The following is a 14,663-nucleotide window of genomic DNA, read 5'->3' as shown; positions in this document are numbered from 1 at the left end:
TGACTGACCCGACGCCTTCGCGAGCAAGCTCGCTCCCACAGTGGATCTAACGAATCACCAAGGAATTCATACATGCCGTGGATGCCACCCCAACACGAACTGCTGTCGCCGATCACCGGCGACGATGGTTCGCAGATCGAATCGATCCAGCTCAAACCGCTGCTCTACGCCGCACAGAAAGAAGCGCTGGAACGCGCCGGCGATGACGAAGACGATCAGTTCTTCGAGCTGGCGCTGCTCGCCACCGGCCTGTCGGTCAAGGAACTCGATCAGCTCAAACGCCCGGACTACGTGAGCATTGCTCAGTACGTCCATGAGATGTCGACCCGGCCGAGTGCGTACTTTCTCGACCAGATCGAGGACGCGGAGAAATCCGACGATCCCGATCAAGTGCAATTGCTGCAACCGCTCGCCGTGACCGGCCGCACCGTGACTTCGCTGAGCCTGGAAATGCCCGTGCTGCGCGCCACCAAAGTGATGAAGAAACTGAAAACGGCCAAGGAACGCGCCGAATTCATCACTGCCCACTGCACCGGCCTGATGATCCCCGATCTGGCCCAGCTGACCGTCCCCGACTGGACGCAATTGCAGGTGCGCATCGACGATTTTTTAAACCAGCCGGCGGCCTACTTTCGGAACGCGACATCGAAGTAATCCTCGATATCGTCCCGCTCATTTACCCGGTAAGTGAAGCGGAGATTCTGGAATGGGACGCCGAAAAGGCGTTGCGCCGCTACGACATAGCGATCACTCGCCTTGGCGTGAAACAGGAGTAGAGCGGCATGGCAGAGAGCAAATATGCACTCACGTACGCCGGTGAGAGCGGCAATGCAACGGACGGATTTTCGTTGCCCGACAACCTCGGCAAACCGCTGCAGGATTTGAATGTGACGCTAGCGTTGGCAAGCGTGGATATTCGTTTGCTGACCCAGGAACAGATCAAGCTTCGCGAGTTGTTGGCAAGCCAGCAATCGCTATTCAAGGCTGGCGCTGCACCGGTCGCGACGAGCGAACCAAAGTCAAAACTCAACGCCGGGATCGAGCAGCGTCCGCCGCCGAAGCTGATGCAGCCGGCGATGGCCAACGAGACTGCGCTGGTTGAACTCAATCAGTTGCTCAAGATGAGCAACGACCAGCTGCAAACGCATTCACAAAGCACTCTGGAACTCGCCAGCGAGAAACAGGTGGCGGCCAGTGGTGCCACCAACGCTGACCTGTTGCAAGTTCAAGTCGCCGCAGCACGATCCGGTATTGCCGATGGCGCCAAGGGTGACCAACGGGCGAACGAGCTGAAGTGGTTCTCCCGTGATGCCGCGATCAACGCAGCGGCGTTCAGTATGGACGTCAAAACGGCTGGCGAGATGTTGGCGGCCTGGCGTTCATCGCTGAAGCTGGATCGCTATCAGAGCCAGGATCTGGCCGATGCAACGAGCTATCTCGGCAACAGTGGCCTGGATGCCAAAGCCGCCGACATCGGTTCGGTCGTGCAACGTTCCGGCGAGGCTGCAATTACTGCCGGTATGACTCCGGAACAAGCGGCCGCGTTTGCGGCGGCACTGCTCAACAGTGGCGCAGACAAGGAGGGCGCCAGCGCCGCGTTGAAGGGTATTACTTCGCTGCTGGCGAAGGGCGCAGATGCATCGACGGAGCAACGTACGGCTCTGAGCCAGTTAGGGTTGAATCCCGAATCGTTGGCAGGAGAGATGCGCAAGGACGCTCCCGCTGCCATCAACTCGGTGCTTGCGGCACTCAATAAACAACCGCTGCAAGAACGGGCAACATTGACGAAGACGCTGTTTGGCGAAAACGACGTCAGAGTCCTTGAACTGCTGAAGAAACCAGAGGATGTAAAAAACGCATTCTCCCAAGTGGCCGACAAGCGCCAATACGCGACATCGGAACTGGGCGCCGATTCGGGGGCCGCCGCGAAATCCGCCGAAGTATTTGGCAATACGTCGCAAGGGCGCTGGAATGCGCTCGATGCGAGTCTGACCCGGATGACCACCGCATTCGGCACTGCATTGGCGCCGTTGGCCGATGGTGCCGCAGTAGTGCTCACCGCGCTGGCCAATGGCGTGAGTACTGCGGCGGAGGCTTTCCCGGCGCTTACTGCAGGATTGGTTCTGCTTGGTGCCGCTGCTCTTCCTTTTGTTGGAGGGGCGCTGAAAACCGGCGTTGCCTCAGTCCTCGACACCGTTTCCGCGAAGCTGTTACGTCTGGCGACGACGCGATTACCCCCCGATATTGCTGATGCCATCGTCGGTGACGATGTCTCTGATGGCAGGCGGAAAAACAAACGAGCGGGTCGTCGACCGGGTCGACGCTCGCCGGCCAGAACATCGGCGCGCACGACAGTTCCACGCGCCAGTGGGAGCAGTCGTTTGGGGGGGCTCACGGCCAAGGTCGCGCCTCTGTTTGATGACATCAAAATGGGCTTCAAACTGTTCGCCGATGGCTTGGGCAACAGCGAGATGGTATCGCGACTCAAAGGGCCCGTTGCCAAGCTTATGCCCTTGGTCGAAAGCGTTGGCGCCAAGGTCATGCCAAAAATCGCCCAAGCGCTGCCGGCGGTAAAACTGGGAGCGCCGCTGGCCATTGCGCACGCGGCCTATACCGGACTGAAAGGTTGGCGCGAAGGCGATGACCAAGCGGTCAAAGGTGCCGCCGGCGAGCTGGCCGGCACTGCCATTGGCGCCACGATCGGTACTTTCATTGCGCCCGGTATTGGGACATTCCTCGGTGGGACTCTGGGCGGAATGCTCGGTTCTTACGTCGGTGAACAATGGGGCAAGCCTGCCGAGGACAAACTCGCGCCTCCCGCGCAAGTGGCCAAGGACCTGAGCAACGCTCAGACGCAAAACCAGCAGATCACCTATGCGCCGTCGATTCAGATCAGCGGCAGCGAAATCGCCAGCTCGGAAAAAGTTGGCGCGGTGATCTCTCAAGTGATGCAAAACCATTTCAGTACTCAGTTCATGTCGACAATGAGTACCAACCCCCTCGCCACCCGCCGCGACGCAGCCCTGACCGATGGAGTCGCCTGATGAAACAACAAATGGCATTGGGCAGTTTCATCTTCGGCCTGTCGCGCAACTTTGCGTACCACCAGTTGCTGCGCAAGTCTGACGGCGGCTGGACCGAGATACAGATCCTCACCAGCAAACCCAAGTCCAGCCAGACAGGACAGAAACCGGAAACCCTGACCATTACCGGCAAGTCGATGTACGCCGTAGCCATGGATCGGCTCGATGAATTGCGAGCTTTGCAGGCGCTGCGTATCCCGCTGCCGTTGATCGACGGGATTGGTCGAAACTGGGGCCTGTGGCGGATCAGTAGCGTTCAGGAAACCCAGACCCAGATCATCGATGACGGTACGGCGATGGTAGTCGATTGGGTCATCGAATTAGCGGAGTTCAACAATGCGTAAAGCACGAAGCGTGGCCGGTGATTCGGTGAATCTGCTGCTCTACCGCGAAATCGGGCGCAGTGATGACGCTGCCGAAGAAGCGCTGTGGAAGCTCAACCCGACCCTGGCCGAACACGGACCGATTCTGCCCGCCGGCGTCTGGATCGTGCTACCGGAACTGGATGTGAAACCTGCCGTGATCAAGGCGGCGACGGCCTGGGATTAAGGAGGTTGCATGGCACTGGGATTCACGCCGGCAGTGAATATCTACGGGGCCAACGCGGCCCTGCTCAATCAACGCCTGATCAGTTGGGAGCACATCGATGCCGCCGGTTTCGAGTCCGATCAGCTGACGCTGACCATCGATCTCGAGGGCCTTGAAGGGCTGCCGAGTCTGGGTGGAAAAATTGGCCTGCAAGTCGGTTATCGAGAAACCGCAATGGTCGATAAAGGCCAGTTCAAAGTGACGCGTCTGACGCCGACACTTTTTCCGTTTCGCCTGACCGTAGTGGCCACCGCGGCGCCGTTCAGCAAGGATGATGAAACCGGCTTCAAGCAGCGCCGCACCGCCAGTCATGGGCCAACGACGCTGGGTGGATTATTTCGCAAGCTGGTGGAGCTGCACGGCTTTTCGCCACGGGTCGCGCCGGAGATTTCGTTGATCCGCATCGAGCACATCGACCAGTCCAACGAAACTGATATGGGTTTCGTCACGCGGCTGGCGAAAAAATACAATGTCGTCGCCAAGCCGTATGGCGATGTCTATGTGCTGGCGCGGCCCGGGCAGACCAAGTCGTTGTCGGGGCAGATTCTGCCGGACGTGACGCTCTCGGTTACCCACAACAATCGTCCCGGTGATCACGCATTCATCAGCGCCACGCTGGAAGAATCGGCCCGCGAGCAGGCCAAGGGCTGCAAGACCTGTTTCTGGGATGCGGCGGCCGGGGTGTTGCGTTGGGTCGAGACGGGCGTAGCGCCGTTCAAGACGCTGCGCCAGAAGCAGCCCAGCGAAGCGGATGCCATCGCAGTAGCCGAGGGCGAAGTACGCAAGATGTTGCGCCAGAGGTACAAAGTGAAAATCACCTGCCCGGGCGATCCACGCCTGGCGGCCGAAGGTCTGCTGTTGCTTGATGAGAGCTGGCCGGACTTCATGCGCGGACGCTGGTCGATCGACAAGGTCACCGCCAGCGGCAGTCGCGAGAACAGCTATCGCTGCCTGATTGATGCGTCGTGCCTGGATCCGAAGGCCGATTCCAAAGACTGATTCACCTCAATTTCACAGCGGTGAAGATACCTGTGGGAGCGAGCTTGCTCGCGAATGCATTCTGTCATTCAAAACACGATTCGACTGATACACCGCTTTCGCGAGCAAGCTCGCTCCCACAGGTGTTTGCAGTGATCTGCAGACCGCATTTGACTCAACTCTGGAACACCCCCATGAAGATCACCCCGATCCTCACGCAATTGCGTGGGCAATGCCCTGGGCTTGCCAATCACATTTCGGTGGGTGTCGATCTGGCGTTGCTGCAAAGCAACCCGGATCTGCCAACACCTTCGGCCCACGTGCTGCCAATCGCCGATCTGGCCAGCAACAGCACCGCCCAAAACCTCACCACCCAACCAATCCGCGATCGCTTCGAAATCGTCCTGGCCCTTGACGCCACCGACGCTACAAAAGCGCTGGATCTGTTGCACGACCTGCGCGCCGAACTGTGGCGCGCGCTGGTGGGGTTCAAGCCCGATGCCGACTACAGCGCCATCGCCTACGACGGCGGCGAGATGGTCTCGATCAACAGCAGCCGTGCCTTCTATCGGCTGCGTTTTTATGCCGGGTTCCAGCTCGGCCGCAATCTGCCAAGTCAGCCTGCGGAGAGTTGGCACGAGCGCGAACTGGACGCTTTGTCGTCTTTTACCGGGATGACGGTGCGGGTCGATGCGATCGATCCGACCGACCCCAATCTGCACCGCCCGGGCCCGGATGGCCGGGTGGAAATGACTTTCTCTGGAGACGTAACCCCATGAGCAACCGCATCACCGTAGTGCCGGCCGCTGGCCGTGTCGTACCTGACCCGGAGGCCGGCGACCTGTTGCCGGCTGCAGGCCGTGAAGTGCTGGACAGCGCCTGGTGGCGCCGGCGTCTGGCCGACGGCGATATCACACTCAAAACCGCAAAAGCGGCTAAACCACAGGGAGCCAAATAATGGCGATCGGATTCAGCAACATCCCGGCGGACATTCGTGTGCCGCTGTTCTATGCCGAAATGGACAACTCGGCCGCCAACAGCGCGACCTCGGCCATGCGCCGTTTGATCGTCGCGCAGGTCAACGACAATATTGCCCCGACTGAAGTCGGCAAACTGGTGCTGGTTTCCAGCGTGGCGCTGGCGAAAAGCATCGGCGGCCAGGGCTCGATGCTCGCCTCGATGTACGAAACCTTCCGCAAGGCTGACCCGATCGGCGAGATCTGGTGCCTGCCGCTGCACAACACTGAAGGCGCTATCGCCAAAGGTGTGTTGACCCTGACCGGCACCGCAACTCAGGCGGGCATGCTCAACCTGTATGTCGGCGGCGTGCGTGTGCAGGCAACCGTGGTCAACGGCGCCACCGCCGCGCAAGCGGCAACCGCACTGGCGCAGAAAATCAACGCCACTGCCGACCTGCCGGTCAGCGCAGCCGCTGCAGAAGGCGTGGTCACCCTGACCGCCAAATGGACCGGCGACAGCGGCAACGACATCAGCCTGCAATTCAATCGCCTGGGCAAGAGCAACGGCGAAGAAACTCCGGCCGGTCTGACCAGCGCAATCACCGCCATGATCGGCGGCGCCGGTGTGCCGGATCAGATCGCCGCCGTCGCGGCTCTAGGCGATGAGCCATTCGAATTCATCGCCTTGCCGTGGTCCGATCTGGCGACCCTCAATACCTGGCAAGCGGTCATGGATGACAGCACCGGTCGCTGGTCGTGGGCCAAGCAACTGTTCGGTCACGTCTACAGCGCCAAGCGCGGCACCGTTGGCACTCTGGTCGCCGCAGGCCAGGCCCGCAACGATCAGCACATGACCATTCAGGCGCTGGAGCCGGGCGTACCGCAACCGTTCTGGGTGCAGGCCGCCGCGCTGGCTGCGCGCACGGCGGTGTTCATCTCCGCCGACGCCAGCCGTCCGACGCAAAGCGGCAGCCTGCCGGGTGTTGACCCGGCGCCGGCCAGCGAGCGCTTCACCCTGACCGAGCGTCAGTCGCTGCTCAACTACGGCATCGCCACCGCGTACTACGAAGGCGGTTACGTGCGCATCCAGCGCTCGATCACCACCTACCAGAAGAACGCCTACGGCCAGGCCGACAACTCCTATCTGGACAGCGAAACCATGCACCAGTCGGCGTTCATCGTGCGTCGTCTGCAAAGCGTGATCACCAGCAAATACGGCCGCCACAAACTGGCCTCCGACGGCACCCGTTTCGGCGCCGGCCAACCGATCGTCACGCCAGCGACCATTCGCGGTGAGCTGATCGCGCAGTACGCCAAACTCGAACTCGAAGGCCACGTGGAGAACGCCGAGCTGTTCGCCGAGCACCTGATTGTCGAGCGCGACGTGCAGGACCCGAGCCGCGTGAACGTGCTGTTCCCGCCGGATTACATCAACGGCCTGCGCGTGTTCGCACTGCTCAACCAGTTCCGTCTGCAGTACGACGACGCGGCCTGATCCGCGCAGTCGGCGTTAAGCATTCAGCCCACCTCGCGTGGGCTTTTTATTTGAAGGGAGAAACACCATGGGTCAACTGATTGCAGGCACCTGCTACGTCAAGGTCGACGGCGCACAACTGACCATCAATGGCGGCTGCGAAGCGCCGCTGATGGCCGTCAAACGTGAAACCGTCGTGCCCGGTTTCTACAAGGAAACCGACATCGCACCGTCGTTCAAAGTGACCGCGCTGCACACCGCCGACTTCCCGCTGAAGAAGCTGATCGAAGGCACCGATATCACCGTCACCTGCGAATTCAGCAACGGCAAAGTCTACGTGCTGGCCGGCGCCTATCTGGTCGAAGAACCCGTCTCCAAAGGCGATGACGCCACCATCGAGCTGAAATTCGAAGGCATCAAGGGGACCTGGCAATGAGCGCCGCCGTGAAGCTTCAAGTAGCAATCGAAGCCCACGGCGAGCCTCTGACCGAACTCGTTCTGCGCCGTCCGACGGTGCAGGAAGTGCGAGCGATCAAGGCGCTGCCGTACAAGATCGACAAGAGCGAAGAAGTCAGCCTCGACATGGACGTGGCGGCCAAATACATCGCCGTATGCGCCGGCATCCCGCCGTCGTCGGTCAACCAGCTCGATCTGGCTGACCTCAATGCGCTGAGCTGGGCCGTCGCGAGTTTTTTCATGAGTGCGGCGTCGGCGCCATCACCGACCTGATCGCCGTCGCCTATGACCTGGCCTGGTTCTGGAAGGTTGACCCCGAACAGATGATGGCCAGGCCACTGGATGTGCTCCGCGAATCGCTGGAGCACGCGCAACGGATCAATGCGATGCAGCAGGTGCAGTGATGGCAGACGAAGAGAAGAAAACCCCGAAACCGGTGCTGATCACCGGCATCGATGAACTCTCGCCCAAACTGGGCGCCCTGCGCATGAAGGTTGAGAGTTTTAAAAACAATCTCGAGCAGACCGGCCTCGGCAAACTGGACATCAGTGGTCTGTTCAACGGCGGCAGCGTGATCACGCCGTTTGTAGACGGCATCAAATCGGCCGCAGCGTTCCAGGGAAAATTGAGCGAAGTCAGCGACACGGCGAAAACCGTCGACCTGCCCGCCGCGCCGACTGCTGCCACGCAGAACATGAACGTGTTCAGTGCGTCGATGCAGAAGGTTTCGGCGGCGGTGGACGCTGCACTGGTGCCGGCGGTGGGGGCCTTGGTGGTCGGACTGGAGCCGATGCTGACGCAGGTCGGCAGCCTGCTCGCCGACAATCCGAAACTGGTCGAGGGCCTGGCGGCGGGGGCGATTGCCTTCTCCGCCATGCAAACCGCGGTCACCGGTATGACCCAGGTGATGGACGTCATGAGCATGGTGCTCAAGACCAACCCGATCATGCTGATCGCCCTGGGCATTGCCGTGGCGGCCGGTTTGATCGTGGCCAACTGGACACCGATCAGCGCGTTTTTCACAGGGATGTGGGAAGGCGTGAAAAACGCCGGGGCGAGTGCGATGGCGACGTTGCGCTCGGTACTTGACTGGCGACCGCTGGCGGCACTGGCGGCGTTGTGGGAACCGGTCACCGGATTTTTCTCCGGAGTCTGGGACAAGGTGATGGCCGTAACGGCGCCAGTGATCGACTTCTTCAAGTCGGTTTTCGCGTGGTCGCCTGCGGGGATGATCATCGAAAACTGGGGGCCGCTGACCGGCCTGTTCTCGGCGATCTGGGAATTGCTCAAGGCCTTGAGTGTGCCGGTGATGGCGTTTCTCAGAAACCTGTTCGATTTCTCGCCAATGCAGATGATTACCGATGCGTGGGGTGGTGTCGTGACGTTCTTCGAACCGATTTTCACCACGCTGCAATCGGCCGTACAAAGCACCCGGGATATCCTGCGCACGCTGTTCGATTTTTTCCCGATGGAAATGCTCACCAGCGCCTGGGGTGGAGTTGTCGGGTTCTTCGAACCGATCTGGATGGCGCTGCAAACGTCTGTGCAGCGAGTCAGAGGCTTTTTCACCAGCCTGTTCGAGTGGTCACCGCTGGAGCAGATTGCCCAGTATTGGCAGCCGATCGGTGAGGTCTTTTCGGCGCTCTGGGGCGTTGTGTTGGCGCTGTCCGCGCCGGTCGTGGACTTTCTGCACAGCCTGTTCGAATGGAAACCGCTGGATCAGATCATCGAGAGTTGGGGGCCGATCACCGAGTGGTTCGGCGAGTTGTGGCAAAAGCTGCAAACCGTCATCGCGCCGATCAAGGAGTTGTTCGACGGTGGCTTCGCCGGACTGATCGCCAAGGTCACCGGCAAGGTTGAAACTCTCACTGAAGCACAACGCCAAACCAATGCCGAAGGCAAAGGCGAACTGGCGCCGGCGTTCTTCGCTGCCAGTCCGGCGCCTGCTGGCAACGGCACACTGCAAAGCGGTTCGTTGCCACAAACCTCCAGCGCGCTGATCCAGCAGAGCGCCGCCAACAACCGTACGCAGCTCCAAGGCGGGCTGACCGTGCGCTTCGAGAATGCGCCGGCAGGCCTGCGCACCGAACAACCGCAAACCAATCAACCTGGCCTGGCCGTGTCTTCACGCATCGGCTATCGCTCGCTGTCGATGGGAGGTTCCCAATGAACTGGCGTGACCGTTTATTGCCGGCATCCTTTCGCGGTGTCGGTTTCTGGATCGACCAGGCGAAAACCCCGGTCGGTCGCAAAGGGCAGTTGCATGAATACCCGCAACGCGACCTGCCGTTTTTCGAGGACCTCGGCCAGCAGGCCAAGACTCACGATCTGACCGCGTTCATCATCGGCCCCGATTGCCTTGAGCAGCGCGACAAGCTGCTCAAGGCGCTGGAGCAGGGCCGTGGCGAGCTGGTGCATCCGTGGCTTGGACGCCTGCAAGTCAAGGTCGGCGAATGCGACATGACCCACACCCGCCAGGACGGTGGGTTGGTGACGTTCGCCTTGAAGTTCTATCCCGACCAACCCCTGCCGTTTCCGACCGCCACGGTCAGCACGCAGAAAGTGCTGCTGGCCAAGGCCGACGGTCTGCTGGGTTCAGCGGTGGCGCGTTTCGAACAGGCGATGACGCTGATCAAGGCTGCGCGGATCGGCATCACCAACCTGCGCAACAGCCTTACCGGCGTCTATGACGTGATCAAGGAGCAATTGAAACCTTTGATCGAGCAGTACCGGCAGATCACTGAACTGGTCAAAGCCGTGAAGGAACTGCCCAAGGAAGTGGCGGCGGAATTCAAGGGTTTGCTCGGCGATATCAAGGAACTGAAAGCGTTCGCCAAGGAAGGCTACCGGGGCGTGATCGCCGACGTGTCGCAGCAACTCGAAGCGATTCGCAAGGCCGATGCGCCGAAGATCACCACCGGCAAGGACACCAATGCCGCAGCGCAGGCGATGGCCGATCTGGTGCAGGACACGCTGATCGTCAAAGTGGCGCAGTGGGTCGCGTCGATGCCAGTGGCCACCCGAGCGATGCAACTGCCGTCGACGCCCACCGTTGCTCAGCAAGCTCATCAGCAAGTCACCCGCCCGGAAGTCCCGGCCACGGATGATTTGCAGGCGCTGCAAAAGGATTTGGTCGAGGCGCTGCAAGGGGCGAAAAACAAGGCCGATCCTGAGCACTATCAAGCCATCAGTGACGTGCAGGATGCCTTGGTTGCGCACCTCAAGGCCGTGGCATCCTCGGGCGTGCGACTGGTCAGCAAAACCTTTCAGGAAAGCCTTCCGGCACTGGTCATAGCGTACAAACAGTTTGGCGACGCCACGCGAGTCACCGAAGTCGTGCAGCGCAACGGCGTGACCAATCCGTTGTACCTCCCGCAAAGCGATGTGAAAGTCTCCAGGGAGTGAACCATGGACGAGTTGGATAACCACGTCACGCTGACGGTCAACAATATGGAATACGGCGGCTGGAAAAGCGTCGAAATCACCGCTGATCTGGAGCGTCAGTTCCGCACTTTCAAACTCGACATCACCTGGCAATGGCCAGGGCAGGCCGTAGACCAAAGGATCAAACCCGGCGACCCCTGCGAGGTAAAAATCGGCAAGGACCTGGTGCTCACCGGTTACGTGTTCAAAGCACCGATCCGCTATGACGGACGGCAGATCAGCCTGACCATCGAAGGCAGTTCCAAGACCCAGGATCTGGTCGATTGCGCCGCTCGCAACCTGCCCAGCCAATGGCAGCAACAACCCTTGCTGACTATCGTCCGCGATCTGGCGAGCGAATATGGGCTGTCAGTGGTCAACGAGATCAGCGAAACCACACGCCTGGCCAAACACACCATCGTGCCGGGTGAAACGGCATTCCAGTCGATCGACCGATTGCTCTCGCTGCTGCGGGTGTTTTCCACCGACAACGAGCTGGGCCAGTTGGTGCTGGCCAAACCCGGCAGCGGCGGCCGCGCCAGCGATGCGCTGGAGCTGGGCAAGAACATCCTGTCGGCCAGTGCGCCAATGGATTTCAGCCAGGTGTTCTCCGAGTACCGGGTGATCGGCCAGCAAAAAGGCTCGGATGCGAAGAGCGGCGCGGCGGTCAGCGAAGTCGAGTCGACCGCGGCTGACCTGAGTTTCAAACGCCGACGCACCACGGTGATCAATGAAGGCACGCAACTGACCTTTGAGTTGGCGCAGCAGCGTGCTCTATGGGAAAGCGCGACCCGCATGGGCCGCGCGCAGACCACCACCTATCAGGTGCAGGGCTGGCGGCAAAGCAATGGCGATTTGTGGCGCCATAACACGCTGGTCAAGGTCAAGGATCCGGTGCTCGATTTCGATGGTGACATGCTGATTTCCAAGGTCACTTATTCGCTGTCGGCGCAGGGATCGGTGACCACCTTGCAAGTGGCGCCGCCGCATACCTTTGATCCTGATCCGACTCCCCCGAAAAAAACCTGAGCCTGACCCCGAACCCTGTGGGAGCGAGCCTGCTCGCGAAAGCGTCGCCAGCCTCAACATCACAGCGCCTGACCCGCCGCGTTCGCGAGCAGGCTCGCTCCCACACTGATCCCATTCGGGCGAATCTTTTCAAGGACACCCCATGAGCCTACTGACACGCCTGCTGGCGCGCGGCACTGTCGTGCTCGCCAATTCGGCAACCAAGCTGCAATCGCTGCAAATGCGCCTCACCGCCGGTGAAATCAACGACGACCTCGAACACTTCGAACCCTACGGTTTCACCAGCCATCCGCTGGCGGGAGCCGAAGGGGTCGTCACCTTCATCGGCGGCGACCGTTCCCATGCCATCGCCCTGGTCATCGCCGACCGCCGCTATCGCCTGCAAGCACTCGCTGCCGGTGAAGTGGCGATCTACACCGACGAGGGCGACAAAATTCATTTCAAGCGCGGACGGATCATCGACATCGAAACCGCCACGCTGAACATCCGCGCCAGCAGCGCGGTGAACTTCGACACACCGGTGATCAACCAGACCGGCAAGATCGTCTCCACCGGTGATCAACTGGCCGGCGGCATCAGCCAGATCAAACACGTGCATGTTGGCGTCCAGGCCGGTAACGGTCAGACCGGCGCGCCGGCAGGAGGTCAGTGATGTTCATCAGCCAGAACCTCCATGCCGCACTGACCCGCGCGGTGCTGATCAGCCTGTTCACCTGGCGTCGCGCCGCCGATGACGACGCCCTCGATGACGAGGAGCGCTTCGGCTGGTGGGGCGACAGTTTTCCCACCGTTGCCGACGATCGCATCGGCTCGCGGCTGTGGCTGTTGCGCCGGGTCAAGCTGACCCGGCAGACGCAGATGGACGCCGAATTTTATGCCCGCGAAGCCCTGCAATGGCTACTCGACGACGGCCACTGCAGCGCCATCGACATCCTCAGCGAACGCCTCGACGCCCAGCGCCTGAACCTGCGCACGGTCCTGACCCTGGCCGACGGTGAGCGTCTGGACATCAACCCCGATAACAGTTGGCAGGTGATCTATGCCGTTTGAAACCCCTTCGCTGCCGGTGCTGATCAAGCGCACCCAAAGCGACCTGGCCGGCGATTCGCTGCGCCAGTCCGATGCGCAAGTGCTCGCCCGCACCCTCGGCGGCGCCGCTTATGGTCTGTACGGTTATCTCGACTGGATTGCCGAGCAGATCCTGCCGGACAAGGCTGACGAGTCAACCCTGGAACGCATCGCCGCGCTGCGCCTGAACCAACCGCGCAAAGCTGCGCAAGTGGCTACCGGCAGCGTCAGTTTTACCGCCACTGCCGGCGCGGTGCTTGACGTCGACACTCTGCTGCAAGCGAACGATGGCCGCACCTACAAAGTCACCGCCGCGCGCACCACGGTCAATGGCAGCAACAACACCACAATTGCCGCGTTGGAGGCCGGCAGCCTCGGCAACGCTGACGCCGGTCTGACGCTGACCCCGGTGCAGCCGATTGCCGGGATTGTCGGCAACAGCTTCTTGGTGCTGGCGCCGGGCCTCAGCGGCGGTGTGGCGCGGGAAAGCCTCGAATCGCTGCGCTCGCGGGTGATTCGTTCCTACCGCGTGATTCCCCACGGTGGCGCGGCCAGCGACTACGAAACCTGGGCATTGGAAGTGCCGGGCGTGACGCGGGCGTGGTGCCGTGGTGGCTTGCTCGGCCCGGGCACCGTAACCGTGTTCATCATGCGCGACGATGATCCGCAACCGGTGCCGAACGATGAACAGTTGGCGGAGGTTCAGGAGTACATCGAACCGCTGCGTCCGGTGACCGCGGAAGTGCACATGCAGCGACCGGTTCAGGTGCCGGTGGTGTATCGCTTCAAGAGCGTCAATCCGGACACCACCGCCGTGCGCGCCGCCGTCGAAGCGCAGTTGCGCGATCTGCACAACCGCGAGGCTGACCTCGGCGTGCCGTTGCTGATCAGCCATATCCGCGAAGCCATCAGCAGCGCCGGCGGCGAATACGATCACACGCTCACTGCTCCAGCCGCTGACGTGCCGGCCGGGCAGAGCGAACTGCTGACCTTCGGAGGCTGCGTATGGGGGGCATAAGAACCGCCGCGCAATACCAAGCGCAACTGCGCGCCTTGCTTCCCAGCGGCCCGGCGTGGGATCCGGAACGCGTGCCGGAACTCGAAGAAGTGTTGCAAGGCGTCGCCCTCGAACTGGCCCGTCTGGATGCGCGCGCCGCCGACCTGCTCAACGAAATGGACCCGGCCGGCGTCAGCGAACTGGTGCCGGACTGGGAACGCGTCATGCAATTGCCCGACCCGTGCCTGGGCACCACGCCACTGTTCGACGACCGCCGCCTCGCCGTACGCCGCCGCCTGCTCGCGGTCGGCAGCCAGGCTGTCGGCTATTACCTCGACATCGCCAAAAGCCAGGGTTACCCCAACGCCAGCATCACCGAACACGAAGCCCCACGCATGGGCCGCGCCCGTTTCGGCTCGGCGCATTGGGGCACCTGGGAAGCACAGTTCATGTGGACGCTCAATACCGGCGGGCGCTTGCTGCTCGGCCGGCGTTACGGCGCGAGCTATTGGGGGGAGCGCTTCGGCGTAAACCCGGGCTCGGCGCTGGAATGCCTGATCCACCGCAGCGCACCGGCGCATACCAAGGTGCACATCAATTATGACTAG

17 protein-coding genes and 1 pseudogene are annotated in these 14,663 nt (G+C 61.3%); 17 read left to right on the top strand and 1 reads right to left on the bottom strand.

The window, feature by feature from the left end; translation table 11 throughout:
• Positions 1-72 precede the first annotated feature (72 nt).
• The 5 genes from JWU58_RS21830 (at position 73) to JWU58_RS21810 (ending at position 4,670) form a co-directional block, all read left to right on the top strand.
• Positions 73-654: a phage tail assembly protein gene (locus JWU58_RS21830; protein WP_206420972.1), complete on the top strand. Its 582-nt coding sequence runs from the start codon at positions 73-75 to the stop codon at positions 652-654.
• A 128-nt stretch (positions 655-782) separates the two neighbouring features.
• On the top strand, positions 783-3,044 hold the full coding sequence (locus JWU58_RS21825; RefSeq protein ID WP_206420971.1) for a phage tail tape measure protein: 2,262 nt from the start codon (positions 783-785) through the stop codon (positions 3,042-3,044).
• Positions 3,044-3,427, top strand: coding sequence for a phage tail protein (locus tag JWU58_RS21820; protein ID WP_041478101.1), 384 nt, complete (start codon positions 3,044-3,046; stop codon positions 3,425-3,427). The genes JWU58_RS21825 and JWU58_RS21820 overlap by 1 nt, the downstream gene beginning before the upstream one ends.
• Complete coding sequence (locus tag JWU58_RS21815) at positions 3,420-3,632, top strand: tail protein X (RefSeq protein WP_024011853.1); 213 nt, start codon at positions 3,420-3,422, stop codon at positions 3,630-3,632. Before JWU58_RS21820 ends, JWU58_RS21815 begins: the two co-directional genes overlap by 8 nt.
• Positions 3,633-3,641: 9 nt before the next feature.
• A complete protein-coding gene (locus JWU58_RS21810; RefSeq protein WP_206420970.1) occupies positions 3,642-4,670 on the top strand; it encodes a phage late control D family protein in 1,029 nt (342 codons plus the stop codon).
• 18 nt (positions 4,671-4,688) lie between these two features.
• Here the strand turns inward: JWU58_RS21810 and JWU58_RS27350 are convergent.
• A pseudogene (locus tag JWU58_RS27350) lies at positions 4,689-4,802 on the bottom strand (metal ABC transporter ATP-binding protein); the annotation flags it as partial.
• A 41-nt stretch (positions 4,803-4,843) separates the two neighbouring features.
• Here JWU58_RS27350 and JWU58_RS21805 point away from each other — a divergent pair.
• The 12 genes from JWU58_RS21805 to JWU58_RS21750 all read left to right on the top strand — a co-directional run bounded on the left by JWU58_RS21805 (position 4,844) and on the right by JWU58_RS21750 (position 14,663).
• The gene (locus JWU58_RS21805) at positions 4,844-5,428 is read left to right on the top strand and encodes a phage tail terminator protein (protein ID WP_206420969.1); all 585 of its coding nucleotides are present in this window, start codon (positions 4,844-4,846) and stop codon (positions 5,426-5,428) included.
• A complete protein-coding gene (locus JWU58_RS21800) occupies positions 5,425-5,607 on the top strand; it encodes a DUF2635 domain-containing protein (RefSeq protein ID WP_024011856.1) in 183 nt (60 codons plus the stop codon). The genes JWU58_RS21805 and JWU58_RS21800 overlap by 4 nt, the downstream gene beginning before the upstream one ends.
• Positions 5,607-7,103, top strand: a complete 1,497-nt coding sequence (locus JWU58_RS21795; protein WP_206420968.1) for a phage tail sheath subtilisin-like domain-containing protein — start codon at positions 5,607-5,609, stop codon at positions 7,101-7,103. The genes JWU58_RS21800 and JWU58_RS21795 overlap by 1 nt, the downstream gene beginning before the upstream one ends.
• A 67-nt stretch (positions 7,104-7,170) precedes the next feature.
• The gene (locus JWU58_RS21790; RefSeq protein WP_007908779.1) at positions 7,171-7,518 is read left to right on the top strand and encodes a phage tail tube protein; all 348 of its coding nucleotides are present in this window, start codon (positions 7,171-7,173) and stop codon (positions 7,516-7,518) included.
• Entirely contained in the window at positions 7,515-7,811 is a 297-nt protein-coding gene (locus JWU58_RS21785) for a phage tail assembly protein (protein WP_024011858.1), read from the top strand. The genes JWU58_RS21790 and JWU58_RS21785 overlap by 4 nt, the downstream gene beginning before the upstream one ends.
• 130 nt (positions 7,812-7,941) lie before the next feature.
• Positions 7,942-9,708: a phage tail family protein gene (locus JWU58_RS21780; protein ID WP_206420967.1), complete on the top strand. Its 1,767-nt coding sequence runs from the start codon at positions 7,942-7,944 to the stop codon at positions 9,706-9,708.
• Complete coding sequence (locus tag JWU58_RS21775) at positions 9,705-10,943, top strand: DNA circularization protein (protein WP_123443023.1); 1,239 nt, start codon at positions 9,705-9,707, stop codon at positions 10,941-10,943. Before JWU58_RS21780 ends, JWU58_RS21775 begins: the two co-directional genes overlap by 4 nt.
• 3 nt (positions 10,944-10,946) lie before the next feature.
• Positions 10,947-11,990, top strand: coding sequence for a phage baseplate assembly protein (locus JWU58_RS21770; RefSeq protein WP_123443022.1), 1,044 nt, complete (start codon positions 10,947-10,949; stop codon positions 11,988-11,990).
• Between the two features lie 142 nt (positions 11,991-12,132).
• A complete protein-coding gene (locus JWU58_RS21765; protein WP_016771423.1) occupies positions 12,133-12,642 on the top strand; it encodes a phage baseplate assembly protein V in 510 nt (169 codons plus the stop codon).
• Positions 12,642-13,040, top strand: coding sequence for a phage GP46 family protein (locus tag JWU58_RS21760; RefSeq protein ID WP_071174563.1), 399 nt, complete (start codon positions 12,642-12,644; stop codon positions 13,038-13,040). The genes JWU58_RS21765 and JWU58_RS21760 overlap by 1 nt, the downstream gene beginning before the upstream one ends.
• The gene (locus JWU58_RS21755; protein WP_206420966.1) at positions 13,030-14,076 is read left to right on the top strand and encodes a baseplate J/gp47 family protein; all 1,047 of its coding nucleotides are present in this window, start codon (positions 13,030-13,032) and stop codon (positions 14,074-14,076) included. Before JWU58_RS21760 ends, JWU58_RS21755 begins: the two co-directional genes overlap by 11 nt.
• Positions 14,064-14,663 carry a YmfQ family protein gene (locus JWU58_RS21750; protein WP_206420965.1) on the top strand — a complete coding sequence of 200 codons (600 nt, stop codon included), beginning with the start codon at positions 14,064-14,066 and terminating at the stop codon, positions 14,661-14,663. The genes JWU58_RS21755 and JWU58_RS21750 overlap by 13 nt, the downstream gene beginning before the upstream one ends.

The organism is Pseudomonas atacamensis (assembly GCF_017167965.1).
In the GTDB taxonomy this organism is placed as follows: domain Bacteria; phylum Pseudomonadota; class Gammaproteobacteria; order Pseudomonadales; family Pseudomonadaceae; genus Aquipseudomonas; species Aquipseudomonas atacamensis.
The sequence above is the reverse complement of the archived record's forward strand: the minus strand, read 5'-3'. Positions and strand labels throughout refer to the sequence as shown.